This is a genomic window from Anabaena sp. UHCC 0204 (genome assembly GCF_009711975.1).
In the GTDB taxonomy this organism is placed as follows: domain Bacteria; phylum Cyanobacteriota; class Cyanobacteriia; order Cyanobacteriales; family Nostocaceae; genus Dolichospermum.
This window is the reverse complement of the sequence record NZ_VIKW01000001.1, coordinates 32,386-55,527: the sequence shown is the minus strand read 5'-3', so window position 1 is coordinate 55,527 and position 23,142 is coordinate 32,386. Positions and strand designations below refer to the sequence as shown.

Sequence of the window (23,142 nt, the reverse complement as noted above, 5' to 3'; positions counted from 1 at the left end):
CATAAAGAACTCCACCAGCGTCTTAATTACCAGTGGAGAAATCTGTTTATATTGTGTCGCAATTTTAACTAAATGTCTCTACATTCCGATTAATTTTGCTGCTACTCCTAGCCAAGGGGCGATCGCCTTAAAAACTTCCTGTCCAGTTGTCCACAGGCTCTTTCCGGCTTCTGTAGTGTCTTTCATGATTGTGAGCGTCTCACTAACTGGTTTTAGGTACTGCCCCACCATATCTTTATTCACACTATCCTTTGCTGCTTCACGCTTGGCAGGTCGCAAATAGTCCAGCAGTTCATCTTTCTCATCTTGAGTAAGTGTTGCAGCTTTTACGGCTATTTCCAGATTTTCTAATTGCTTAACTACATCCGTATTAGTGATTTGCTGTTGTGTTTCCAGTGTTCCTGATTGACTTAGCTGGAGATCACGCCCTGCTTGTCCTTGTTGAACCACACCACCATTAACTTTTACATCGCTCATACTTTGGGATTGACTGGGTTGTTCCGGTTGCTTTTTACCAATCATGAATTTTTCCTGCCGAGATATTTTTATACTTTGCAACAATTATATTTTAAGGAATAGGCACAGATCGCAATAAACGTTCAACTATAGTTTTGGCATTCCGTCCCCCTCTAGGAATGAGACGATGACAAAGAATATGAGGTGCAAGAAACTTAATATCATCGGGAAGAGCATATTCTCTACCTAAAATAAAAGCTAAAGCTTGAGTAGCTTTTTGTAATGCCACCGTACCACGGGGACTCACACCGAGAGTGATTTCTTCATCTTGTCTGGTGGTTCGCACCAATTCTAAAATGTATTGTTGCAAAGATGCTTCTACCTTAACTTGGGAACAAGCTTGGCGTAATGCTTGGACTTCTTCTAAAGTAATACAAGGTTGTAAATCAGCAACTTTAAAACCTACTTGCAGATTTTGCAGCATTTGTAATTCGTCTGATTCAGAAGGATAGCCCAAACTTAAAGACAGCATAAACCGATCCATTTGTGCTTCTGGAAGAGGAAATGTCCCTTGGTACTCAATGGGGTTTTGGGTAGCAATCACAAAGAATGGTTGAGGAACTAGACGGGAGACACCATCAACAGTTACCTGATGTTCTTCCATCACTTCCAGCAAAGCTGACTGGGTACGGGGTGTGGCGCGGTTGATTTCGTCAGCTAAGAGGACGTTAGCAAATATGGGACCGGGGAGAAATGTAAATTCGCCGCTTTTGGGATTCCAAATGTTTGTACCAGTGATATCTGTAGGGAGTAAGTCAGGGGTACATTGTAGCCGTTGAAATCTGCCATCTACAGAACGGGCTAGAGATTTGGCGAGGAGGGTTTTACCGACACCAGGGACATCTTCTAGTAAAGCATGACCACCACCGAGTAAAGCTACTATAACTAAGCGGATGGCTTCGTGTTTACCAACGATGGTACGAGCCAAATTTTGTGTTAAAGCGTCAATTTTTTCTCTCATGCAGTACCAGGGGGGAAATATAAAAGTAGTTATGGAGTATAAAAAAGGATGTGAGAAACCAGAAAAGTTATTCTGCACTTCTGTAGGGGGTAAAGCACAATACTCAACCCCTACTCAAAAACTTATTAATACTTTAGCCTTTCCTACAGTATTCCCACTGAAGATTACTAATCCAACATTAGGAGTTAAAAATTTCTTGGGCTGCTGTACAGTCAAGTTGAATTTGGTTTTTCAGGGCTGCTAAGGAGTCAAATTTTTGTTCGGGGCGCAAAAAGTTGACTAGCTGTACTACTAAATTTTTTCCGTATAAATCACCAGACCAGTCTAATAGATGTACTTCTACACGGGTATCTATACCGTTAACTGTGGGACGGTTGCCAATATTCATTACTCCTAATTGCTGAGTGGGAGGGATATCTGGTGTTTGGTTATGAATGGTGGCGGCGATCGCATAAACCCCATGACGAGGTAAAAATTTGTCTTTTGGTAGTTGGATGTTAGCGGTAGGGAAGCCGATGGTTCTACCTAGTTTTTGACCTGCTACTACTACGCCTGTAAGGGTATAAGGTCTTCCCAAGAGGCGATTTGCTTTTTGAATATCACCTGCTTCCAAATTGTCCCGGATTAATGAGGTACTGATGCGAGTATCATCTGTGGCGGCTAAGTTGTCTGTATCAGTTTTTATAGGGACTATGGTAACGGGTATATTGTATTTGCCTGCGAGGATTTGCAAATCTTGAGCAGTACCCATGCGCTTTTGTCCAAAACAAAAGTCCTGTCCAACGCTAATTTGTTGACATTGCAGTTGTTCGACAAGGATTTTATCTACAAATTCTTCAGGAGTGAGGGCTGATAGTTCTCTATCAAAGGGTAATAATACCAATTGCTCTACCCCAAGCGATCGCAATTGTTGAACTTTTTCATCCAGTGGTGTTAACAAAGTCCGGGGTTGTCCGGTAAAAAACTCCTGGGGATGAGGATCAAAGGTGACAACGGTTGGGTAGGGGCGTGGTAGGTTGGTAGACGGAAAGGATAAATCTTCTACTACTTTCTCCCCATCTCTCCACTTCTCTCCACCCCATGCAGACTGCAATACTGGCTGAATTACTCTTTGATGACCAAGATGAACACCATCAAATTTGCCAAGAGCAACAGCAGTCGGTGTCAGTAGCCCTTCTGTCGAAGAAGCAACCCATACAGAACACCCATTTTGAGACAAATTTAACACTTGGATTTTGGGATTTTAGGTTTATTATTGCTATTAGCGTTTAGCTACTCGATAACGATGTTGATGCTCTCACGCTGTTAGCTCTCTAATCACCAATCTAATCTAAAATCAAGGAATCCGTTAATTAACCTTGTGACTCTAGCGTTTATAGGGATTGATGATTGATAGCACAATGAAAAATTAAATTGGTTTTTGAGTAGGTATCCCAACTGCACGGGGAAAACTAATTGGTGTATTAGCTACTTTTCGTAAATAAAGACAATGACGAATGCTATTACTTAATGGAGTGGAAAATTCTTCAATTAATTCAATTACTCCACCCAATTGGATCACAGCATCTTCTAAACTTTGATTTTCTGCTTCTGTCCAATTACCACGATAAATTACTACTAAACCACCTTTTTTCACTAAAGGTAAACTATATTCAGCACAAACCGAAACATTACTTACTGCCCGAATTACAGCTAGATCATAATGTTGTCTGTGTTTATTTTCTTGACCAATTTCTTCTGCTCTTCCCAGGAGAGTTTGAGTATTACTGAGAGCAAGTGTAGATAAAATTTCCTCAATAAAAGTAATTTTTTTGCGTGTAGAATCTAAAAGCGTAACTTGAGAATCCGGGAAAACTAGAGAAATGGGGATACCAGGAAAACCTGCACCTGTACCAATATCAATTATCCGTTTACCCTTTTCAATTCCGGGAATAAATTGTTGTTTTGGTGCAATTCCCCGCAAAGAATCCCAAAGATGTTTTTCCCAAAATTCGTCCGGTTCAGTAATGCGAGTTAAATTTAGTTGACGATTTCCAGTAATGATTAATTGATAAAGTTGTTGAAATTGATTTTGTTGTAAATTTGTAGGTTGCCAATTCAGAGTTTTTTGCCATATTTCCCCCATGTCTGGCAAACTGTTTATAGGTAAAGATTCTATATCCATTGGTATTTAATAAATTTTTGACGTTTTTATGGGTAATTGGTTAATTTACTTTCTGACTCACTCATTAATGGGCGCAGGCCCTGCGCCCCTACGACTCCTGATTTTAAGACACCATGATCTAGTCTCCAACAATAATCCGCTATCGGTAACATATCACCAGCATCATGTGTTACAACTAATAGTGTCCAATCTTTTTTGAGTTTGGCTAATAAATTTACCAGTTGGCGACGCATTGACCAGTCTAAGCCTGCTGTAGGTTCATCTAATAATAATAAATTTGGTTGACGAATTAATTGCACTGCTAAAGCTAAACGCCGTTGTTGTCCACCGCTTAAAGCGTGGGGTGGTGTAGACAAAGATAAATGCTCTAATCCAACTTCTATTAATGCTTGTTTAACTTGTTCTGTTCCTAATTCTGGATGTCCTAAACGCAATTCTTCTAAAATTGTACCACCACAAAAGTGCCTTTCTGGAAATTGAAATACTAAACCTGCTAGTTGTTGTAATTGTTCGGCTATGAGTCCCTGTTCTCTCCAGAAAACTCCACCAGATGTGGGTTCAGCTAATCCAGATAAAATTTCTAATAAGGTGCTTTTACCTGAACCGCTAGGACCAATTATTAAACCCAGTTTTTGGGGTGGTAATTCTAAATTAATGGATTGGAGAATTGCTTGGGGACAGGCTGTGGGGTGATAAGTTAGATTTTTGAGATAGAGCATTTGTTAAGATTACCAAGTTATGGAAAATTCTGCTGGAAATAAACGTAATTTATAGTTGACTATTTTTGCATTCTAGGTAATAGATACAACAATTTCAACAGTAATTATTCTGAGGATGATCATGTTTAAACAGTTTTTTATGTCTCCATTCATGAGATTCAGTCGAGTTCCTGCATTTTTAAAGGTGACGGTTACTACGTCAATACTTTTAAATCTTTTGGTAAATCCATCCTTTGCGGGTGATCCGTTTCGGAGTCGAAATCCTCATAATATTGGCGATCGCACAGAAGCCGCTTTTAAGGCGATTTTTCAGCAGGGAAATTACCCCGTAGCTAAAGATTATCTCCAAAAAGCTATCTCTAGCGAACCCAATGAACCTTTAATTTATGCAATCCAAGCTTCTTTAGCATATCAAAATGGAGATTGGACTAGTTTAGACAAAAACAGCAAAAAAACCCTGGAAACTGCACAAAATCTCATTGCTATTGACCCATTACGTGGTAATTTATACAGTTCTGTTGGTCATTTTTTAGAAGGGGCGGTAATTCTGAGACGGGAAGGAACTGTAAACGGTGCATCTCAAGCCTTTAGTCGGTTACGAAAAGTCTATATGTATCTTGACAAAGCCGAAAGCATTTCTGCTAATGATCCAGAATTAAACTTAATTCGCGGCTATATGGATTTAATGTTAGCTGTGAATTTGCCTTTTTCTAGTCCTGATGATGTCATTCAACGATTACAGAAAAACGCCGCCCCTAGTTATTTGGTGGATAGAGGTATTGCGATCGCATACCGGGATTTGAAACAATACCCACCGGCTTTAGATTATGTCAATCGTTCTTTAAAAACCACTGCTGACAATCCAGAACTTTATTATCTTAAAGCCCAAATTCTTTATGCAAAGGGTAAAAAGGAAAAAAGCCAGAATTTAATTAAGGAAGCGATATCTCATTTTGACAAAGCATTAACCAAAAAATCCCAACTTCCTGCCAATTTAGTTAAACAAATTGAACATGAACGCAATCAAGCTTATGCTGTCATTAGTCAGTAGTCATTAGTCAGTTGTTGAAAACTACTGGTTCTATCTATTACCAATTACAAAAATGCAAATTCAATTCCGCGAGTTCAATCCTTTTGATGCTTGGATTTGGTTGAAATTCAGTACCATTCCCTCAAAACAGGAAAAACAATATGTAGAAGAAGTCTTTAATTCTTGGTTTTATCTAGGTAAATTGGGTGCATTTAATGCCGAAAATCTGCAAATCCAAGATACAGGACTTGATATCAGCTACATGGATTATGATGCCAAAGGTTATGACAAAAGCTTACTAGCTTTGATGCACAACATGGGTGAATTTGAATATGAAGGAGAATGGGGGCGTTGTTGGTTTGATTTAGGAACAAGTGATGCGATCGCCTTAGACATTCTCATCAACGCCCTAACTCAACTAACAGAAGAGTATGTCACTATTGAAGAACTATATATTGGTGGCGAAAATCCAGATTGGCCGATAGAAGATAGTGAAAGTCGCCCCTCTTCAATGTACGATAATTAATTGCAACCATGAATAAAGAAGGTAAAATTCGGGTAATTGTTCTCGCACTAATTCGAGATGGTAATAGAATATTTGTTTCGGAAGGTTATGATCCTACCAAACAATCAATCTTTTATCGGGCTTTAGGTGGTGGCGTAGAATTTGGCGAAACTAGCCGTATAGCCTTAGCTAGAGAATTCCAAGAAGAAATTCAAGCTGAATTAACCAATATTCGCTATTTGAATTGTATTGAAAACCTATTTACTTTTAACGGTAAACAAGGACATGAAATAATTCAACTTTATGAATGCGATTTTGCAGATCCTAAATTTTATCAAATTGAAAGTTTAACTTTTTCAGAAACACCAGAACGTCAACATCGCGCCTTATGGATAGATATATCCAAATTTAAATCTGGTGAATTAAGATTAGTTCCCGAAATATTCTTTGATTATTTGTAAATCAAAGTATAGCAATTCTCCATAAGATTGCTATAGTAGCATTGGTTATAGCGGTATGCACTCTTTCTTTGTGAGATACAGTCATTAAATCGCAAAACCTGTAGGGGTGGGGTTTTCCCGCCCTATGTTGTTTATCGCTATCCTGGTGAAGATAGTTATAGCGACGTTCAATCACTAAGTCGAGGAGAGAAATTGTCAAATTGTCAATCCCATCCTTTCCCGAAATTAATTTAGTTGTAGAAGATATTTTAGGATTAATACTTTCATAGTGCATTTCCAGATAACAGCAATTTTACATCTTTAAAGATAGGTTATTTGGATTGCAGAATTATTAATTAAAGCAATAATGTTTAGTTACTTCGCTAGTAATTTCCCATGTACAAGACATCCCAGCCGGAAAAGTTACTAAGTCTCCCTTACCCATGTGGACTGCTTCTTTGCCATCAGGAGTAACAATAACATTACCCTCTAAAAAGTAGCAAGTTTCTTCTTCAATGTAAGTCCAAGGGAATTTGGATATTTCCTTTTGCCAAATCGGCCATTTGAATACACCTAACTCATTGAGATGTACTTGACTAGCTTGATATGCGACTTGAATTTCCATGTGCCATTTAATAGAGTTGAATTTTAGTAGTAAGATTGAATATCTTCTCCACACTCATCTACTAAATAACATAATGCCCGAAAACGCAAGCCCACAAACTGGTCATATAGTGGGTTAAATTTGCATAAAGGGGGAATGTGAACAATTTTTCGACCGAAAAGGATGATATCACGCTCAAAAGGACATTGGGCAGGAATTAGTTTAGCAATAAATTTAGCGAATTCAGGATTATCAACTTCGATCGCATCAAACCATTGACGTACTTTTCTTAATAAATCAAACTTAGACCTAACTTGATGATTTTCTGCAATTTGGTTAATGAAAGTATGGAGAATTATCGGCTGACTATTTGTTTTTAGCATGACTGTAAATCCTGTGTTGGCGATTTGGAGAAAATTTTACCAAGTTGGCAGTTTATACTACAACTTATTTCTACAATTTGTCCTGGACTTGAGGAAAGGTAAAGTAGTTGAACTAATTTTTATTTAAACTGGCTTTATGTGAAATAACTGTCCTGTTAAATACAAAATAACAAAGAAAATATAAAAATGGTATAGCCTCAGCTTATAGATTCCTGATATTTCATATAGTAATCTCATATAAAAAGCCTCCAGTCATGGTTTAGAAACCAAGCATTAGGAAACGATGACAATTAATTTTAGGTGATCAAAGATCAATAAAAATGTTATATAAGTTACTTAATCTCGATTCCAAGAGGACATAATCGAGATTTGCCACAAAGCAGAATCAAAAAAGCAGATTCCACCAGCTTTTGAGTCGAATCTTGCTAGTTAGTGATGTAATATTCTTTCTTTGCTATCAATGGTTTTTTCTTAATGCTGACAGCTTTGCAAAATATAACTACATAATTCGCAAAATCCATCTCCTTCTGCTGCTGTAGTGATATAAGTAGGTTGATGTTGTAACTGAGTTGCGTATTCTCGTATATTAGCCACACCTACGGAAATAGGGAAATAACGCTGGTTAAATAAACTTTCATCATTAGGACTATCACCAACAGTAATCACCTGTTCTGGGAAGTATGTAGGAAAATATTGACGTAATACCTTTAATAAACCGATCGCCTTATCTTGTCCTTGGGGTTTAATATGGCACTGTACATTACTATAAGTGAATCCCCAACCCATCTGTTCGCAAAGATTACCTATATTTTTGAGTTCATCGGTTGTCAATGAAGTAAGATCAAATGTCCAGTCAGTGACTCGAAACCGATTATCAGCAGATTCTTGGATTTGTGGAAAATACGTTTGTAAGTTGGCAAAGGTTCTAGCTAAATGTTCTCTATGGCTGGTTAAATCAGCAATAGGTGTTAATGTTACAGGTTCAGAATTACTGGATGGATAAAACAACCCGCCGTTTTCAGCTATAGCACCGACAATGGGCATTAAGCTACTGATGGCACTTACCCACCCAGCGGAACGTCCAGTGACAATTAGTACCGGAACTTTCACTGCTGCTAAATTCTCTAAAGTATCTAGCAGTTTAGATGTAAATTTGCCATACTTAGTCAATGTACCATCCATGTCTGTGGCTAAAAGGCAAATTTGGTATAAATGCGTAGATGTTCTATCAGACAACTGCTGTATATTTATGAGATGCTTGCCAAAGTCACTAATGGGTCTGTACATAAAATTATCAGGACAGTGTAAAAAATATTTATAACACAGTACATTACTAGGCAAGATTGGGGCATCCTAAACATCAGAGTTAATGGTTTCAGGTTGTAAATTATGGTCAGTACAATTTTTCTGGCTCAATCTTCTGGGTCAAAGACAATAAAAACAAATAAAGTCGTACCCGCTAATGAGTCCCAAAGTCCACCTTTACTACTCTTTGCGAGTGGAGGACTGCTTATAGCTCTAGTTGCTTTAATTGTGTATGGCAAAATTTTGATCAAAAAGGATGAGAAAAAACTGAAGTTTGAAAAATTCCGCACGCGCGAATTAGAGAAAAAACTGAAGTTAGCTTTAGAAACTATTCGCAAAATGGAAACTAATCCGGATTTAGTTCACTCACGGGATTTTAACCTCGATTATCTACGAATGCGGATGTCAGAGGAGGTATTCCATTTTGCGCTGGTTAATCAAATTAAACTCAAGGTTAAAGATAAGATCTCTCAAGCATTGCGTCCTAGTCAATCTAGCCAAGGTGCAGTAGGGGTTGCTAGTAGCACTGGTAAACAGGTAGATGAAACGTTCGATGTCGAACATGAAACTGGTGTAGCCCCAAATATTGTTAAGCGGGTGTTATTCCGAGTACAAATTCGGTTAATGAAGTTACCAACTCAAGCGACTTCGGCTACTATCAGTCAAATCATTGATTGTATAGAAACTTATTTGAGTCCTAGAGAAGAAGATGATACCTGGCAACCCACTATTCAAGGTCGGATTGTTTATATGCACTGGGATCAAAAGGCTAAACCAACTCCTTTGCTGGTACTGGAACAGTCAAATGAAGGAGTTAATGTGACATTTAGAACTAGTCGTCAAACCCCTGTGGCGACAAGACGGCAGTAAGCAAATTCGTATTTTAGAGGATGAAAACAGAAATTTACTCACCAATTACCTATTACTAATTACCAAGCTCAAATAGATAACGAGTTGTGATTATTTGTTTGGGGACTTTGGGGTTATATTTTGAGCATCACGGGTAAGAAGACCATCTTCCATTTCTACAATGCGATCGGCAATATCTAAAATCCGGTTATCATGGGTTACTAATAAAATAGCAGTTCCTTGTTCTTTAGCTAGACGCTGCATGATTTCTACGACATCTCTTCCTGATTGTTTGTCTAAAGCGGCTGTTGGTTCATCTGCTAAGACTAAGGGGGGATGGTTGACTAGTGCGCGAGCGATCGCTATTCTTTGTTTTTGTCCACCAGATAAGTTATCTGGATAGTAATTAACGCGTTCTTGCAAACCTACAGATGTTAACATTGCTTCTGACTGAGAAATAGCGGCTGATTGGGAAATACTATTATTTAATTCCACGGCCATTTGCACATTTTGTCTAGCAGTTAAAAAACCTAATAAATTGTGAGCTTGGAAAATGTAACCAATATTTCGTCGCATATGTACTAGTTTACTTTGACTAGCACCACATAGTTCTTCGCCTAAAAATTTGAGACTGCCATCTTGTACCGATCTTAATCCACCAATTAAACTCAATAATGTTGTTTTCCCTGAACCTGATGGTCCCGTCATAATCACAATTTCACCAGCATAGATTTCCAAACTAATATCAAATAAAATCTGTTTTCTCAGAGTTCCTCTACCATAGTAGTGATTAATATTTTTAATAGAAATTACAGGTTCTTTGTTGATCATAATTAAGAAGTTAGGAGGTAGGGGCGCAGGGTCTGCGCCCATTTAGGAGGTAGGAAAGAAAGTTGAAAGAATATGTTATAAATCAAACTATTAAAAAATATCTGCTGGATCGGCAGAGCTTAATTTACGAATAGCAATCATTCCCGAAATAAAGCACATTAAAATAGTTAACATGATTACCATAATGGCGCGATTATAACTCATAAATATGGGCAAAAGTGTAGCATCTCTAGCAACATTGTAAAGAACAAGAGCGCAGGCAAATCCAGGTAAATAACCAACAACAGCTAATAAAAAAGCTTCTTGAAGAATCACTGTTAGTAAATAGTTTTGAGTATAACCTATGGCTTTGAGAGTAGCATATTCAGATAAATGATCGTTGACTTCTGTATACAGAATTTGATAAACAATTACAGTTCCTACAATAAAACCCATAATTGTTCCTAACGTAAAAATAAAGCCAATAGCCGTACTACTTGCCCAATAATTTCTTTCAAATGCAATAAATTCTTCTTTGGTTAAAACATTGATATCTGTAGGCAGATAACTCCGCAATTGTTGAGCTACTTGAATGGAATCTGCACCTGGTTTTAGTTTAATGATGCCAATATCAATTAATCCCGGTTGACGGTTATTAAAAATTCGTAAAAAGTTAACATCACTGGTAATTAAATTTCCATCTGCACCAAAAGATGCACCTAAAGTAAATAAACCAGCTACCTTAATTCGTCTTCTTCGCACTTCGGCTGTAACAATTTTACCTTCATTAAAAGTATCAGCAATAGGTCCATATTCCACCCTAGAAGAACGGTCATATAAAACGACATCAGGAAGTTTGAGTTTATTAAGATTTTCCTCAACTCCAGGTAAATCAAATAAATTAACTTCTGGATTCATCCCAAAAATTAAGATATTTCTGGGACGACCTGTGACGGGATTACTCCAGCTTGTATAGTCTAAATAAAGAGGATGTACTGATTGAACACTTGGTAAATCCAAGGCTTTATATAAGCGTCGTTGAGAAAAGCTTTTCATTGACAGCACAGCATTAGATTGACTGTTAATTAAAACTATGTCACCTACTAAACTGGTGTGCATTCTAACGTTACTGTAATAGAGAGCATCTCGAAAACCGAGCTGCATGAACATTAAAATATCAGCAAAAGCAATACCTGACAAAGCTACCGCTAGGCGAGTTTTTTCTCTTGTCAGTTGTAGCCAAGATAAAGGTATTTTTCCTGTCATGTTCTAGCCTTTTGAATCTTGATACTAAATAGTTGAACATCAATATTTTTCAGGACAACAGGAAATTAATTTGAATTAATTTCCACCGTAACTTTTGCATTAGTTAAACCTGAAACTCGCTTGTTAAATTCTGGAGATAGGGCAATTTTTACTTCGATAACTCTGGCATCAATATCTGCGGCTGGATCGTTATTGAGGACATCTTTCTTACCAATTTTTCTACCGATTTCCGTAATCATGCCTTTTAATTCACCATCAAATGCGCCGTTATGACTAGAGATAGTAGCTGTTTGACCTAAACGGATTTTACTAATGCTATCTTCAGGAACTTCTGCAACTACAAACATTTGATCAGTTTGGCCAATTTCGGCAATACCATTGGCACTCATTATTTCACCTGATTTGGTGTGAATTTTTAATATTTCACCAGAACTAGGTGCTTTGACATAGCTTTGTTGAAGTTCTGCTTGAGCTTTTCTGACTATGGCAAGTGCATTAGTAACTTGGGATTGAGCTACTTGAATATTTAAGGGACTAACTACTAATATTCTGCTTAATCTCTCTCTTTCTTCATCTATTTGTCTTTGTAATGTGCTGATAGTTTTGTTACGGTTGGCTGTAGCTTCAATTAATTGCTGCTGCAAGGTAGCGAGGGTTTGAATTTGAGTTGCTCTAGCTTCAGAAACTTGTTGTTGGATGGTTTCTATTGCCCGTTTTAAACTGGCTTGACTTTCTATTAATTGTTGATTTGTTGTGACTGCACTTAGTCTCCGGCGATCGCGTTCTTGTTGAGAAATAGCACCTTGACTGTATAAAAATTCATAGCGTCCATAATCTACTTGAGCATTGCGTTGTTCGGCTCGAATGCGCTCCATGTTAGCTTTTAAAGAACCTCGTTGCCCTACTAGTTCTGCTTCTAAGCGGTTGACTGTTGCTTGCTGGGCAACTTTTTCACCACTTAACTGGGCGGCAATTCTGCTAATTGTCGCTTGTTGAGCTTCTTTTTCTCCCGCTAACTGGGCTTGTAATCGAGCAACAATAAATCTTTGGGCTTGAGCGTCTCTTGGTGGACCGGCGCTGACTTGGGCTAAATTGGCGCGGGATTCTTGAAGTCTGGCTTTGGCTTCTTCGAGAACTGCCATGCTAGTGTCTCGACTATCTAAAATAGCCACAACTTGCCCTTGTTGAACTCGTTGTCCTTCTCTAACTAAAAGTTGTTGGACTCGTGAACTGCCTGATAACCCTGCTGGGGCAGAAAGTTTAATTACTTCTCCTTTTGGTTCTAAGCGTCCTATGGCAGTAACAGTATTAGGAACTGGTGCTATGGATACAGCAGAAGTCAGTTTTTTCAATTGTTCCATTCTGGCTGTAGCTAGTAACCCGGCAGCGATCGCTACTGGTAGGGCTACGGCAATACTCAACCAAATTTTAGGTTGTTCAAGTGACTTTTCTTTAAATTTTGACTGTTCATTCACCCTTGACATGATATGTGACCTATTTATCTGAATTTTGGTGATAAAACTAAAAAACTAAAAAAGTAAATTAGCTGTAGTGGAATTAATCACCCTGAGTCTTTAAATTAGGACTCAGTGATAAGGCGGGTGAGTATGGAAATAAGTGTGTAAATTGAAGACTTTGAATTATTCAATCCAAAATCCCTAATTTAAAATTTGCTTCGATGTCGTCTACTGAAATGAAAATTTTTGTCTCAAGTCCACCTGGTCTAAAATTGGCAAATTGAATCAATCATCAATATTTCCCATTTCATGATTGAGGAGATGGGTAAAAAGGATGATAATTGATAGTTTCTGGTAGTGATAAAGCTAATCTATATCAAGTTTCACCTTGATTTATCTGAGTAATAAATAACAGTTTCCAACTCCCATGCTTATGGTTGATTGAGAGGAATTTGAGAGTTTTGTGTACATTCCTAGCAATTTTTAAAATATCCGGTTAATTGATTACTTTTGATCAGGAAAATTAAGAAAGTTTAAAGTTGACAAATGAGCATATCGCGGGGGATAGGTAAATTAGCTTGGCAATTTGGGTAATTAACGTTAGTTCTCTCTTAGGAAAGTATCGGTGGTGATTACTTCATGTAAATTCTACATTTATCAGTTGAGAGAAAACGTAACGCAGCTTACAGATATAGTAATAGCAGCTTTTTATTTTTGATGGTGTATCAAAAATGTAGCTGCTTTTTAGTAATCAGAATATGTCATGATTTGCTGGGAACTTTTCTGAAGTTCCACCAGTAATTATGGTAAGTCAAATAAAACTGTAGTCATATAATTTTCTGCCCAATCTATACCAAATGCCTTTTCTAGGACTCGACGGGTTTTATCATTTTGTTGCTGTTTGCTACAGTAATTGTATTGTCCGGCTCTAATCGAGGCTACTTTTTCTGGTGCAACTGGACTAGATGCGATCGCTTGTGTACAATGTATTTCTAAAAATGATTGAACCTGTGTGAGAAACATTGTTTCTTCTTCTGGGGAAGCAGGACGAATGAAGAGACAAAAATCTGAAAAGATGTTTCCCCATTCAGGTAATTCACGGGGTTGGGAAAAATTAAACTTGGTTAAATTACCCAAAGCAGAATTATAACCATCTGGTAAAATCCGCTCCAAGTTGACAGGAGAAAGATCAGCGATAGCCGCACTAATTTGACCTCTACCTCCGACTAAATCACAGCCAAACATGGGTATATCATATTCTGGACGGGGAAACATTACACAGTGCAGAATATCCAACATATTCCCCACTCTGGCCAGTTCTAAGTGCATTTTGCGAAACTGAGTACTTTGATAACAGCGATTTTCTATAATCAGTTTTTCTCCTTCTAATCTCCCTTCCACATATCCCAATTCCGCTGGTAAATTGTAAGGTGATAAGTCTAGGTGTTTATGCCAAACTGCTTCAATGCAATCAGCTAGTTGACAAATTAGGGGATGTTGTTGTTCACGCAGGGAAGGTGTAGAAGACATAATTATTTGGAAAATACAATTTATTGTTTAGTTTACAACTATCTGTACTATTCTGTTGTGTTTGGAAATAGTAATTGGTTAACTGAAAATTGTGATTGAAAAGTAATTTTTTAGATCAAAACAGTAAGCAGAATAGATTATTGCCAAAAATCCGTAACTTCATATCCTAATTCCCCTATCATCAGCCGCAGTAATGGTAAACTCAAACCAATGACGTTGCTATGACAACCTGCGATTTTTTCCACAAATAAACTTCCAAACCCTTCAATAGCGAATGCTCCAGCACATTGGAGGGGTTCACCTGTAGCTACATAAGCTTGAATTGCGCGATCGCTCATCTTGGCAAAATAAACCCTAGTAACTTGACATTTAACTAGAGTCTGATTTTTAGTCGTATCAATCAAAACATGGCCTGTATACAAATCACCAAAATTACCTTGCATTAATTGCCAACGAGCGATCGCTTCATTCGCATTTCCAGGTTTACCATAAATTTCGCCATCCATAGCCAAAACAGAATCACAACCCATTACCAAAGCCGATGGAAACTGAGAAATTACAGTTTCAGCTTTACACTGAGCCAAAGTTTTTACTAATTCCCCTGGTTCATTTAATTGTATTTGTGATTCATCAAAATCACTAGGACAAATTATTGCTTCAATACCCACAGTTTGCAGCAAACGACGACGCGCTGGAGAAGCAGAAGCAAGTACAAATTGAGGAATAGTCATAATCAAAAATATCGGGTAATAGGTAATTGCTCACCAAAAAATTCTGTTCCCAGTCCCCAATCCCCAGTTACTTAATTAATAGACAGAGAAAGAACTAACGACTTCATCAATCATGCGTTGCAGTTTTTTCCATCGTCTTTGAGGTACAGAAGCATTAAAGGTAAAAAGCTTACCACGGCTCACAGCTACACTAGATATATTGTGTCTTTCTTGGTTATTAGGAAGTTTAACTTCATATTCTAGTAAGTAGTAAATTTTACCATCTACTTCTTTTTGAGCAGCATTGATTAATTCAGCAGTACGGCCAGAATCTACAGGAGCAAGAGCCGCCTTACCTAATTTATAACCAACTTCTGAAGGTGTTCCCAATTCTGGTAAAGTTTTACCTTCGGGAACAGGACTAATCACCACAGAGACATTTTCTGATACTTCAATTAAATCGTGAAATACCACATCTGGACCATCGGCAACTTTAACCTGTAACCAACCGTTAGGATAAGCAAACTGATAACCATCAGCACTATCAACAAAGCTTTTTAGTCCAGCCGCAGCAGCTACACTAGGACTACTTAGGCTGAAGCTCAATACCAGTAACAAGATTAAAGTAATTCGTTTCCACATTTTTCAAAATTCCTTTGGGCTGAAAGCAATAATAAGTCAAGGATGATTGCAAATTTTTATTCTCCCATTAATTAGGTACGTTTTGGAGTATGGCGATCGTCTTGATTTTTAAGCGATACTTCAACCCAAGCAACTGCTTTATTTTTGTCTAAAATTTGCAGAACATTCCTTAGCAATTATGGCTGACCTAACCCCAAACCAATTCTCTAGCCAGGAAGTAATATTCAAAACCTCTTTCTTTTTAGGAAAGAGGCCAAAGTGTATTTCATCCCCAGGAGAATCACTATAGTTAAAATTAAGACTCCAGAATCTCCTTTTGTAAAGCTTGAACTTGCTCAAGAGATAATTCCGTAACTTGAGAAATTTGTTCTAAACTCATACCAATTCGTAACAAGTTTAAAGCCACATTTCTGGCTTTTTCAGCTTTACCTTCAGCTTTACCTTCAGCTTTACCTTCAGCTTTACCTTCTTTTAGGATTTCTTGATAAATGACTGATTCGCGCATAATCTCACTCCTGAAAATTTTCCTAATTACATCTTGCTTTAACACCAGACCTGCTAAGATTCCACTAGCCGCAGCTATATTTCTTTGTTGCTGTTGATTGGTAATTGTTTCAACAGCTTGGGCGACTTGGGTTAATACCATTGTAGGATCTTTTGTTTGACTTAGCACCGCAAAGGGTAATAAACCGGGAACTGTGAGAAATTTCTCTGTTGGTTGTTCCCACAAGCGGATGACATCAAACTCGTGATAGGTTCTTTCTAATTTAAAACTGTTTTCATTGACTAATTCTGATCCTGTTTTTCGCAAATAGATGACTATTTGACGCATTTTTTTGTGAGGAAAGCGACGATATCCCCTGATTCGATAATCTAACATTCTAAATGCTATATTTTCGTCGGGGTCGGTTTGAAATTCGATGTGTAAAACTAATTCTTCTGATTGTAATAAAATTAATGAATCAGCGCGAATTGGTTCGTTTGATAATTCTGTGGGGCTAATTTCCGTTAATTTAATTGGTGAACCTAGTAACCATGTTGCTAAATCGTCTTTGAAGTTTTCGGCTAAGAATTTGCAGATGTTGTCATACATGAGGATTTGAAAAAATATGATTAATTGTTATTTAAGCTCAGGTATTGCCGCAGAATATTTTGCGCCTGTTCTAGTAATTCTGCTTCTAATTTACCCAATTGTTGAGTTAAACTAATTTTGTAAAATGTCATTTTTTAACTATATTTCTCCTCTAGGTAATTAACATAACTTTCCTCTGAATTTTCTGATTCTAAGCGAATTACACCTATGAGGCTTTGTGTCCAGGGGTCAAGTTCAGATAAGGTTTCTAGGGTGGGTTGAGTAGGAATAGAAGATAGTGTTTCTTGTTGAATTGATGCTAGTAAGGTTTGTGCAAGAGTCCAGCGTTCTTTGATTGGTAATTCTAATACCTGTTCTTGCAATTCTTGTAATTTAATCATTACTTTGCTGGTAACTTTATTATTTACCATTATAACAGATAAGAAGATATAACGTATTTATGTTAATCTGTCGTAAGTAAAGAATGAGGAATAATTTGATTTAAAATTTCTCCTAAATTTCTTTTGGCTTCCATTATTTCATAAGCATTTTGCAGTCTTAAAAAATAACCATCTGAAAGTCTAAAATAGCGACAAAGGCGCAAATCTATATATGTAATAAGTTGTTTTTTATGACATTTTCTCCTAATGCTAATCCACTATTTCTACATTATAAGCATTTCCATTTTCCCAAATGAAACCGATCCGCCATTGTTTTGGTGAGATCATTTTTATTTCATGAAATTCTTTGGAAGATATTTATTAGTTTCAAGTGAAGGCTATTTTAAACTCCCATTTACTACAACACTATGTAATTGGGAGTTTTTACTTTGTCATTAATCTCAATGTGAAAGACAAAGCTGTTTTTATTTGCGCGTAGCGCACATTTGTTTTTTTGGATATTATTTGTTCTCCCATTCATCTACAAGGCTATCGCCTGTTTGGTGGTGAGGATAAATGACTCTAGTTTAAAAATCATTTTGTTTATTTGAGGTTTTTCAATGATTGTTGAGTTTTCTATTTTTACCCGTTATCCCAAGTTTGAGGGTATTCCTGTTGGCAGACTTTATGTTTCTCACTCTTTCCTTACACATCCTCTTTTTCTTTCTTGGCTTCCTTTATTTCATGTTATTGGTGAACGTTCCTATATACATACTAAGTGTATCTGGTTTATTGCACCTGTTTCTTTGTATTATTCCCTTGCTTCTCGATATCCTAATCCCAGGTTTGCCGCTTATACTCTGTATCTTCTGAGAAATACATCTACTTTTTTCAGAGGGCTGAAACCTCCTCATTTACCCGATAGTCAGTATTTTGACTAATCTTAGTTATCCCTCTATTATGTACTTATGTAATCTTCTATTCCATCCGAAATATATACTATTATCTTCAACCTCATCTATCTCTTCACTCTCACCAATGAGGTCTTGATTTTTCTCTTCTAATTCTCGCATATAATGTCTGAGAACTCCCCCAACTGCGATCGCTCTAGTTTTGTGTAGTTGACGGGTTAACTCTAGAAACCATTCCCTATCATCCAATAAATCAGACTCTTTTACCTGATATTTCAGAATTTCAGGAATTACCACCTTTGGATCATGATGTTTTTTGATCGCTCTGACATCAACTACTGGCTGATAATTAACCCTTAAACACTGCTGCCATAATGATACCCATTTAGCTTGAGAAATATAGCCATGACTGAAATATGAAGGCTGTACCATCGCTAAAAAGTGTATATGCGGGTGTGCTGATATTCCATCTTTACCTTTGGTGACTTCTATAGACTTTACCCAACCTTTAGCTGGCCAAGCTTTCAACTCGGATAAACGTTTAAAAGCTTTGTTTATTTCATCTAAGGTTTCTCTGAGTTCTTCAATGTTGCAATTTCTTACCGTCAGAGTGATAAACAACCAACGGTATTTAGGGTAATCTGTGACAACTTGAGGGAGAATCTGATAAGCTTTTGCTTTCCACATCATAGAACGTCTCCACTGACAAACCGGACAGTGACGCACTCGACAGAATCTCGCATTTGTTAATTTTAACTTGAGAATATCTGCTGATTCTTCTGGAATTAAACGAAACTCTAGCCACTCAGAACAGCTTTTCACCCGCCAAGCATACGCATTAAAACTGTCATTATCTGATTTTGCGTAATATTCAGCAACTTTATCAGCATTAATTCGATGTTTTTCCCAAGTTTTACCTTTAGGATCAACATCTGTTAAATTTGGTGTATTTTGAATTTGTTGATATTTTTTGGGAGGAGAAAAATTACAGCTTTTATCTGATTTTGGAGTAGACACAAATTTACTGAATGGCTTTTTGATAAGTTTAGAAAATGCTTAACTTGCAGTTATTAAAAGATTCCACGTTCTTCTTTCCGATGTAAAAATGCTGCAATTTGTGCAAGTGATTTCAACTTCACCATCTGCTGACATTGAAAATGTGGGCATTTTAGATAAAACATATCTAGAACAATGTTTGAGTGGTTAGATTTGTCTTTTTCTCGCAAAATCATAGGTACATGATGTATTGGACAGAGTATATCCTTATCTTCCTCTCTTAAATGTTGTCTAAGACGAACAACGGTCGTTTGAATTAATGGACGTGTAAAACTTTGACTGAGTTCGGTATTTGATAACTGAAGTTCAAGTATATTTGCTTTGTGCAATAGCCCGATATCTTGCGTCTGAAATGACTGTGTACCTCTACATTGATTATTGTAATAACCAACACATGACCAAAAAAAATCACCCAATAGAAATATACTACCGTCAGCGCGATTTCTATGCTGTAAAATCATTGGTCTACCGCACACACATCGTTTTTCTAAGACAACTTGCCCCATCTGAAACTGAAGTAGATGAACCTTATCATTATTCAAGAATGATGTTTCATAGGAATCAGGATTTTTTGCCTGTTCAGTGACAACTTCCTGAGTTTTAGCCTTTTGCCACTGCTCAAATTTATCTTCACCTTGCTTTTTGAGTTCTTCTAATTTCTCTCTATCACTTAAGTTGAGAGAACCATCATGCGCCCGCTTTTTCTCAATCTCTGTTTGCTCAAGGTCAATGTTTTTGATATCATTTTGAACCTTTTGAACATTGTAAACATTGACAGTAACAGAAGTTGGATTTGATGCAGACTGGTTTTCTACAACTCTCTCTTTTAAAGCCTCATCAACAAGTCTAGCAATATAATTTTTTGCTAGTTGATGAGCTGTGTTGATTCCCTTGATAACAAAAGATCCAAACCCTCCAAAAATTGCGTCGATAAATCCCATAGTCCTAATTTTTGAATAGATTTTTGATTGCCAGTTTATATTTTAATGTCTCAAAACAAAACCGCAAATATACGCAACTGCACACCAAGTTATCCAAGTTCATCTGCGTACATCTATTTTCTACAGACTTAGAGTTAAAATAAGATTATTAATAACCCATCCAAACAAGATTGCAAAAATATCATGGTTTCTATTTCCAAGACAGCAATCCAGTTGTATGATACTGATTTTGTAGCATGGACACAGCAAACGGCTGAATTAATTCGTGCTGGGAAATGGGAAGGGGTAGATTGGGAAGCCGTTGTTGAGGAGATTGAAAGCTTGGGAAGGTCAGAGCGACGAGAGTTAAAAAGCCGATTGGAGGTATTGTTACAGCATTTGCTAAAATGGCAATATCAGCCTAATTTGCGAAGTAGCTCTTGGCAAAATACGATCGCAGAACAAAGAAACCGTATTGAAGATTTACTCCAAGATAGTCCCAGTCTTAACCCTTATCTAGAAGAAGTTTTAGTTGAGTGTTACCGCAGAGGAAAAAAACTCGCAAGTAACGAAACTGGAATTAACCAAAGTACCTTTCCAACAGATTTACCTTACACTGTGACTCAAATTCTGGACATAGAATTTTTGCCATAAACCATCACAAAATCTGCAAAACCACCAACGTCATATCATCGGTATTTTGCCTATCAGAACCGATGAATTGCTCAACTTGATCAAATAGATATTCCACAATTTCCTGGGGAGTATTGCAATACTTACAAGCTGTTCTGAAGGATGTAACAAAATTATCTTCATCAAAGCGATCGCCTCCAGCCGCTGCCGCTTCCGTTAAACCATCTGTATAATAAATAACTGTATCCCCAGATTCTAACTGTGCCTGAGCATCTTCATATTCACTATTAGCATCTAAACCAATTAACATTCCCAATGTATCCAAACGGGTGACACTTTTTGTCGCTGCGTGCCACCATAAAGGCGGATTATGGGCTGCATTACTATAAGATAAAATCCGCGTTTGCGGGTCATATTCTGAATAAAACATAGTTACAAAACGGTGGGAATTTTCCAAATCCGCATACATAACGCGATTCAAATTTTGTAAAATTCCGGCTGGAGAGTTACCGTGTAATACTTCACCTCGCAACATTCCCCGCAACATGGTCATAATCAAACCTGCGGGAACACCTTTACCCATAACATCCCCAATTACCAAACCCCAACTAGCATTTTCTGTAGATTCTTGGAGGTGAGATTTTAACTGGTTTTGACTAGTAGGAATAAAATCATAGTAATCACCACCCACACGATTAGCGGGTTTACAACGTGCTGCTAAAGATAAACCAGGAATATTTGGACATTGACGCGGTAAAAGTCGGCGTTGAATTTCCGCACCAATTTCTAACTCTTGATCTAAACGTTCTTTTTTTCTGAGTTCTACAGCAAGTTCATCATTTTCAATTGCAACTGCTGTTTGATCCGCTACTAACCGCACTAATTTTTGTCTAGTTTCTGTCCAACTATATTCTGGATCACGACTTAAAACATACAACCAACCCCGTTCTGTATGTTTGACTAAAATAGCTGTTCCAAATATTTGCACATCTGGACCCAAACAACGGTGCATTTGATCATCTAAAATTCCTGTGGATATAGCTGGGGGAAAGGAATTAGGTAAAAGGGTAATTTGACTACTAGCGTTTTCTAGGGCTTTTCTAATATTTTTTCTTTGCTGACTATCTTGCCAATGTAGTTGTTCTAATCTAATTTGTCCGTTGGGTTTATAAAGAAAAAGTGCGCTACCTTCTGCATCTGTAACCCTTGTAGCCATTAGGGGAATCAGTTCCAAAAACTGATTTAAATTATTAAAACTTCTGAGGGCAAATCCCAAAGAACTCAGCAAGTCTTGAATTTTATTTTGTTCTCGATGCAGCCTGGCCACAAGTTCTTTTAGCGCCACCACAGGAGTGACATCTGTTGTGGCACTGTTATTGCTATCAGTAGGATGAGGGGGAAATTGGGACACAGGTTAATATTGCAGTTGAGAATAGCAAATTTGTAGTTCTCTATAAATACTCTTTCTTGATAAATTGTTAGATCATATTGAACGAAATTCGTTATTTTAGCAAGAGTATCAGAACTAGGGAACGGATTTTTTCAAGTATTATATTTGCTGACAAAAATTTTTGGGGTTGATTCTCAATGATAATGAATTTTCTGAGTTGTCAAAAATAAATCTTTGGCAATCAGTGATTTTTATGATTAATTAGCAGCCTCCAATTTTTTCATAACTGAATTAGCCATTCATATATCTTGAGAAATAAAAGTTTGTCCTCAACAAAATTACCTCTATAACTTAGAGAATAGATACAGCAGGTTGCAAGTGCAGAAGATACAAACTGAAAATCAAAAGTTCAGCATCAACCGACTTTCACTCCTGCTTCTTGTACAGACGTTTTGGTGGAACATCTCTACTGATGGGGTGAATTCTGCTGTATTAGTAATGATCAAACCAAACACCATCTGGTTTTTGAGTTGATAGGGTTTTGGTAAAAACAGAGTTGTAATCATGCTTTTAATCAAAAATGTGCAAATTTTAGCTGCAAACATTTAACCTATATACCATAAATTCTCGAAATGTTTCCTTAGATAGATTTCTTTTATGTAAAAATTCCCCATTTTTTGTGAAAATATCTTAAAGCAGAAGGATGAAATCTACCATTTTGGGGTTGAAATTTGAGATTTGAGATTCTCAAAGCCTGATTCCATCAGCTTTACAGGTTTATTGACTATAGAAATTATCCATTTTTGTCCAAGTAGGAGCGTTCGCGAAGCGTGCTGGAAGCATCAGCATTCAGTGTAAGGGCGTATCCCTGACGGGACTGGAAGCATCA

The 23,142-nt window shown here is 37.2% G+C and carries 27 protein-coding genes; 6 read left to right on the top strand and 21 right to left on the bottom strand.

Features of this window, described 5'->3' with window-relative positions; all coding sequences use genetic code 11:
- Positions 1–78: 78 nt before the first annotated feature.
- The 5 genes from FJR04_RS00285 to FJR04_RS00265 all read right to left on the bottom strand — a co-directional run bounded on the left by FJR04_RS00285 (position 79) and on the right by FJR04_RS00265 (position 4,360).
- Positions 79–522 (bottom strand): hypothetical protein, encoded by a 444-nt coding sequence (locus FJR04_RS00285; protein ID WP_168490730.1) that lies wholly within the window; start codon positions 520–522, stop codon positions 79–81.
- A 46-nt stretch (positions 523–568) separates the two neighbouring features.
- Entirely contained in the window at positions 569–1,477 is a 909-nt protein-coding gene (locus FJR04_RS00280; protein WP_168490728.1) for a MoxR family ATPase, read from the bottom strand.
- Between the two features lie 178 nt (positions 1,478–1,655).
- Positions 1,656–2,705 carry a bifunctional riboflavin kinase/FAD synthetase gene (locus FJR04_RS00275; protein ID WP_168490727.1) on the bottom strand — a complete coding sequence of 350 codons (1,050 nt, stop codon included), beginning with the start codon at positions 2,703–2,705 and terminating at the stop codon, positions 1,656–1,658.
- Between the two features lie 180 nt (positions 2,706–2,885).
- On the bottom strand, positions 2,886–3,641 hold the full coding sequence (gene rsmG / locus FJR04_RS00270) for a 16S rRNA (guanine(527)-N(7))-methyltransferase RsmG (RefSeq protein WP_168490726.1): 756 nt from the start codon (positions 3,639–3,641) through the stop codon (positions 2,886–2,888).
- 26 nt (positions 3,642–3,667) lie between these two features.
- The gene (locus FJR04_RS00265) at positions 3,668–4,360 is read right to left on the bottom strand and encodes an ABC transporter ATP-binding protein (protein ID WP_254445171.1); all 693 of its coding nucleotides are present in this window, start codon (positions 4,358–4,360) and stop codon (positions 3,668–3,670) included.
- A gap of 121 nt (positions 4,361–4,481) precedes the next feature.
- On the opposite strand from FJR04_RS00265, the gene FJR04_RS00260 reads away from it, so the two are divergent.
- The 3 genes from FJR04_RS00260 to FJR04_RS00250 are packed head-to-tail and all read left to right on the top strand — an operon-like array spanning position 4,482 to position 6,356.
- Positions 4,482–5,411, top strand: coding sequence for a Sll0314/Alr1548 family TPR repeat-containing protein (locus FJR04_RS00260; RefSeq protein ID WP_168490724.1), 930 nt, complete (start codon positions 4,482–4,484; stop codon positions 5,409–5,411).
- 52 nt (positions 5,412–5,463) lie between these two features.
- Positions 5,464–5,916, top strand: a complete 453-nt coding sequence (locus FJR04_RS00255; protein ID WP_168490722.1) for a DUF3531 family protein — start codon at positions 5,464–5,466, stop codon at positions 5,914–5,916.
- Positions 5,917–5,924: 8 nt separating this feature from the next.
- Positions 5,925–6,356, top strand: coding sequence for an NUDIX hydrolase (locus FJR04_RS00250; protein ID WP_168490721.1), 432 nt, complete (start codon positions 5,925–5,927; stop codon positions 6,354–6,356).
- 1 nt (position 6,357) lies between these two features.
- Here FJR04_RS00250 and FJR04_RS00245 read toward each other — a convergent pair whose 3' ends face one another.
- The 4 genes from FJR04_RS00245 to FJR04_RS00230 form a co-directional block, all read right to left on the bottom strand.
- Complete coding sequence (locus FJR04_RS00245) at positions 6,358–6,630, bottom strand: hypothetical protein (protein WP_168490719.1); 273 nt, start codon at positions 6,628–6,630, stop codon at positions 6,358–6,360.
- A 57-nt stretch (positions 6,631–6,687) separates the two neighbouring features.
- Positions 6,688–6,960 (bottom strand): cupin domain-containing protein, encoded by a 273-nt coding sequence (locus tag FJR04_RS00240; RefSeq protein ID WP_168490718.1) that lies wholly within the window; start codon positions 6,958–6,960, stop codon positions 6,688–6,690.
- Positions 6,961–6,983: 23 nt separating this feature from the next.
- Positions 6,984–7,322 (bottom strand): Mo-dependent nitrogenase C-terminal domain-containing protein, encoded by a 339-nt coding sequence (locus FJR04_RS00235; RefSeq protein WP_168490717.1) that lies wholly within the window; start codon positions 7,320–7,322, stop codon positions 6,984–6,986.
- A 471-nt stretch (positions 7,323–7,793) separates the two neighbouring features.
- Entirely contained in the window at positions 7,794–8,609 is an 816-nt protein-coding gene (locus FJR04_RS00230; RefSeq protein ID WP_168490716.1) for an HAD-IIB family hydrolase, read from the bottom strand.
- Positions 8,610–8,711: 102 nt separating this feature from the next.
- Here FJR04_RS00230 and FJR04_RS00225 point away from each other — a divergent pair, with 102 nt between their 5' ends.
- Positions 8,712–9,497, top strand: a complete 786-nt coding sequence (locus tag FJR04_RS00225; protein ID WP_174763484.1) for a hypothetical protein — start codon at positions 8,712–8,714, stop codon at positions 9,495–9,497.
- Between the two features lie 90 nt (positions 9,498–9,587).
- Here the strand turns inward: FJR04_RS00225 and FJR04_RS00220 are convergent, their stop codons facing one another.
- From FJR04_RS00220 to FJR04_RS00180, 8 genes are all read right to left on the bottom strand, one after another.
- On the bottom strand, positions 9,588–10,307 hold the full coding sequence (locus FJR04_RS00220) for a DevA family ABC transporter ATP-binding protein (protein ID WP_168490715.1): 720 nt from the start codon (positions 10,305–10,307) through the stop codon (positions 9,588–9,590).
- A 90-nt stretch (positions 10,308–10,397) separates the two neighbouring features.
- On the bottom strand, positions 10,398–11,552 hold the full coding sequence (gene devC / locus FJR04_RS00215; protein WP_168490712.1) for an ABC transporter permease DevC: 1,155 nt from the start codon (positions 11,550–11,552) through the stop codon (positions 10,398–10,400).
- A gap of 65 nt (positions 11,553–11,617) precedes the next feature.
- Positions 11,618–13,036 (bottom strand): HlyD family efflux transporter periplasmic adaptor subunit, encoded by a 1,419-nt coding sequence (locus FJR04_RS00210; protein ID WP_168490710.1) that lies wholly within the window; start codon positions 13,034–13,036, stop codon positions 11,618–11,620.
- A 774-nt stretch (positions 13,037–13,810) separates the two neighbouring features.
- Complete coding sequence (locus FJR04_RS00205; protein WP_217359192.1) at positions 13,811–14,539, bottom strand: phycocyanobilin:ferredoxin oxidoreductase; 729 nt, start codon at positions 14,537–14,539, stop codon at positions 13,811–13,813.
- Positions 14,540–14,676: 137 nt separating this feature from the next.
- Complete coding sequence (locus FJR04_RS00200; protein ID WP_168490708.1) at positions 14,677–15,270, bottom strand: nucleoside triphosphate pyrophosphatase; 594 nt, start codon at positions 15,268–15,270, stop codon at positions 14,677–14,679.
- 75 nt (positions 15,271–15,345) lie between these two features.
- On the bottom strand, positions 15,346–15,891 hold the full coding sequence (psbP, locus tag FJR04_RS00195; protein WP_168490707.1) for a photosystem II reaction center PsbP: 546 nt from the start codon (positions 15,889–15,891) through the stop codon (positions 15,346–15,348).
- Positions 15,892–16,186: 295 nt separating this feature from the next.
- On the bottom strand, positions 16,187–16,984 hold the full coding sequence (locus FJR04_RS00190; RefSeq protein WP_168490706.1) for an Rpn family recombination-promoting nuclease/putative transposase: 798 nt from the start codon (positions 16,982–16,984) through the stop codon (positions 16,187–16,189).
- A 134-nt stretch (positions 16,985–17,118) separates the two neighbouring features.
- Positions 17,119–17,394, bottom strand: coding sequence for a hypothetical protein (locus FJR04_RS00180; protein WP_168490705.1), 276 nt, complete (start codon positions 17,392–17,394; stop codon positions 17,119–17,121).
- Between the two features lie 569 nt (positions 17,395–17,963).
- On the opposite strand from FJR04_RS00180, the gene FJR04_RS00170 reads away from it, so the two are divergent.
- On the top strand, positions 17,964–18,284 hold the full coding sequence (locus FJR04_RS00170; RefSeq protein ID WP_168490704.1) for a hypothetical protein: 321 nt from the start codon (positions 17,964–17,966) through the stop codon (positions 18,282–18,284).
- A 6-nt stretch (positions 18,285–18,290) separates the two neighbouring features.
- On the opposite strand, the gene FJR04_RS00165 is transcribed toward FJR04_RS00170, so the two are convergent.
- Positions 18,291–19,271 (bottom strand): protein rep, encoded by a 981-nt coding sequence (locus FJR04_RS00165; protein WP_371418249.1) that lies wholly within the window; start codon positions 19,269–19,271, stop codon positions 18,291–18,293.
- Between the two features lie 53 nt (positions 19,272–19,324).
- Entirely contained in the window at positions 19,325–20,251 is a 927-nt protein-coding gene (locus FJR04_RS00160; RefSeq protein ID WP_168490703.1) for a hypothetical protein, read from the bottom strand.
- 183 nt (positions 20,252–20,434) lie between these two features.
- Here FJR04_RS00160 and FJR04_RS00155 point away from each other — a divergent pair, with 183 nt between their 5' ends.
- Complete coding sequence (locus tag FJR04_RS00155) at positions 20,435–20,884, top strand: DUF29 domain-containing protein (RefSeq protein ID WP_168490701.1); 450 nt, start codon at positions 20,435–20,437, stop codon at positions 20,882–20,884.
- Positions 20,885–20,888: 4 nt separating this feature from the next.
- On the opposite strand, the gene FJR04_RS00150 is transcribed toward FJR04_RS00155, so the two are convergent.
- The gene (locus FJR04_RS00150) at positions 20,889–22,274 is read right to left on the bottom strand and encodes a PP2C family protein-serine/threonine phosphatase (RefSeq protein WP_168490698.1); all 1,386 of its coding nucleotides are present in this window, start codon (positions 22,272–22,274) and stop codon (positions 20,889–20,891) included.
- 380 nt (positions 22,275–22,654) lie between these two features.
- Positions 22,655–22,819 carry a hypothetical protein gene (locus FJR04_RS00145; protein ID WP_168490696.1) on the bottom strand — a complete coding sequence of 55 codons (165 nt, stop codon included), beginning with the start codon at positions 22,817–22,819 and terminating at the stop codon, positions 22,655–22,657.
- Positions 22,820–23,142 lie beyond the last annotated feature (323 nt).

Bases quoted from the DNA above. Each gene is read 5' to 3' on its own strand.
- FJR04_RS00285 (WP_168490730.1), bottom strand. From the start codon at position 522: ATGATTGGTAAAAAGCAACCGGAACAACCCAGTCAATCCCAAAGTATG.
- FJR04_RS00280 (WP_168490728.1), bottom strand. From the start codon at position 1,477: ATGAGAGAAAAAATTGACGCTTTAACACAAAATTTGGCTCGTACCATC.
- rsmG (WP_168490726.1), bottom strand. From the start codon at position 3,641: ATGGATATAGAATCTTTACCTATAAACAGTTTGCCAGACATGGGGGAA.
- FJR04_RS00265 (WP_254445171.1), bottom strand. From the start codon at position 4,360: ATGCTCTATCTCAAAAATCTAACTTATCACCCCACAGCCTGTCCCCAA.
- FJR04_RS00260 (WP_168490724.1), top strand. From the start codon at position 4,482: ATGTTTAAACAGTTTTTTATGTCTCCATTCATGAGATTCAGTCGAGTT.
- FJR04_RS00255 (WP_168490722.1), top strand. From the start codon at position 5,464: ATGCAAATTCAATTCCGCGAGTTCAATCCTTTTGATGCTTGGATTTGG.
- FJR04_RS00250 (WP_168490721.1), top strand. From the start codon at position 5,925: ATGAATAAAGAAGGTAAAATTCGGGTAATTGTTCTCGCACTAATTCGA.
- FJR04_RS00245 (WP_168490719.1), bottom strand. From the start codon at position 6,630: ATGCACTATGAAAGTATTAATCCTAAAATATCTTCTACAACTAAATTA.
- FJR04_RS00240 (WP_168490718.1), bottom strand. From the start codon at position 6,960: ATGGAAATTCAAGTCGCATATCAAGCTAGTCAAGTACATCTCAATGAG.
- FJR04_RS00235 (WP_168490717.1), bottom strand. From the start codon at position 7,322: ATGCTAAAAACAAATAGTCAGCCGATAATTCTCCATACTTTCATTAAC.
- FJR04_RS00230 (WP_168490716.1), bottom strand. From the start codon at position 8,609: ATGTACAGACCCATTAGTGACTTTGGCAAGCATCTCATAAATATACAG.
- FJR04_RS00225 (WP_174763484.1), top strand. From the start codon at position 8,712: ATGGTCAGTACAATTTTTCTGGCTCAATCTTCTGGGTCAAAGACAATA.
- FJR04_RS00220 (WP_168490715.1), bottom strand. From the start codon at position 10,307: ATGATCAACAAAGAACCTGTAATTTCTATTAAAAATATTAATCACTAC.
- devC (WP_168490712.1), bottom strand. From the start codon at position 11,552: ATGACAGGAAAAATACCTTTATCTTGGCTACAACTGACAAGAGAAAAA.
- FJR04_RS00210 (WP_168490710.1), bottom strand. From the start codon at position 13,036: ATGTCAAGGGTGAATGAACAGTCAAAATTTAAAGAAAAGTCACTTGAA.
- FJR04_RS00205 (WP_217359192.1), bottom strand. From the start codon at position 14,539: ATGTCTTCTACACCTTCCCTGCGTGAACAACAACATCCCCTAATTTGT.
- FJR04_RS00200 (WP_168490708.1), bottom strand. From the start codon at position 15,270: ATGACTATTCCTCAATTTGTACTTGCTTCTGCTTCTCCAGCGCGTCGT.
- psbP (WP_168490707.1), bottom strand. From the start codon at position 15,891: ATGTGGAAACGAATTACTTTAATCTTGTTACTGGTATTGAGCTTCAGC.
- FJR04_RS00190 (WP_168490706.1), bottom strand. From the start codon at position 16,984: ATGTATGACAACATCTGCAAATTCTTAGCCGAAAACTTCAAAGACGAT.
- FJR04_RS00180 (WP_168490705.1), bottom strand. From the start codon at position 17,394: ATGGTAAATAATAAAGTTACCAGCAAAGTAATGATTAAATTACAAGAA.
- FJR04_RS00170 (WP_168490704.1), top strand. From the start codon at position 17,964: ATGATTGTTGAGTTTTCTATTTTTACCCGTTATCCCAAGTTTGAGGGT.
- FJR04_RS00160 (WP_168490703.1), bottom strand. From the start codon at position 20,251: ATGGGATTTATCGACGCAATTTTTGGAGGGTTTGGATCTTTTGTTATC.
- FJR04_RS00155 (WP_168490701.1), top strand. From the start codon at position 20,435: ATGGTTTCTATTTCCAAGACAGCAATCCAGTTGTATGATACTGATTTT.
- FJR04_RS00145 (WP_168490696.1), bottom strand. From the start codon at position 22,819: ATGATTACAACTCTGTTTTTACCAAAACCCTATCAACTCAAAAACCAG.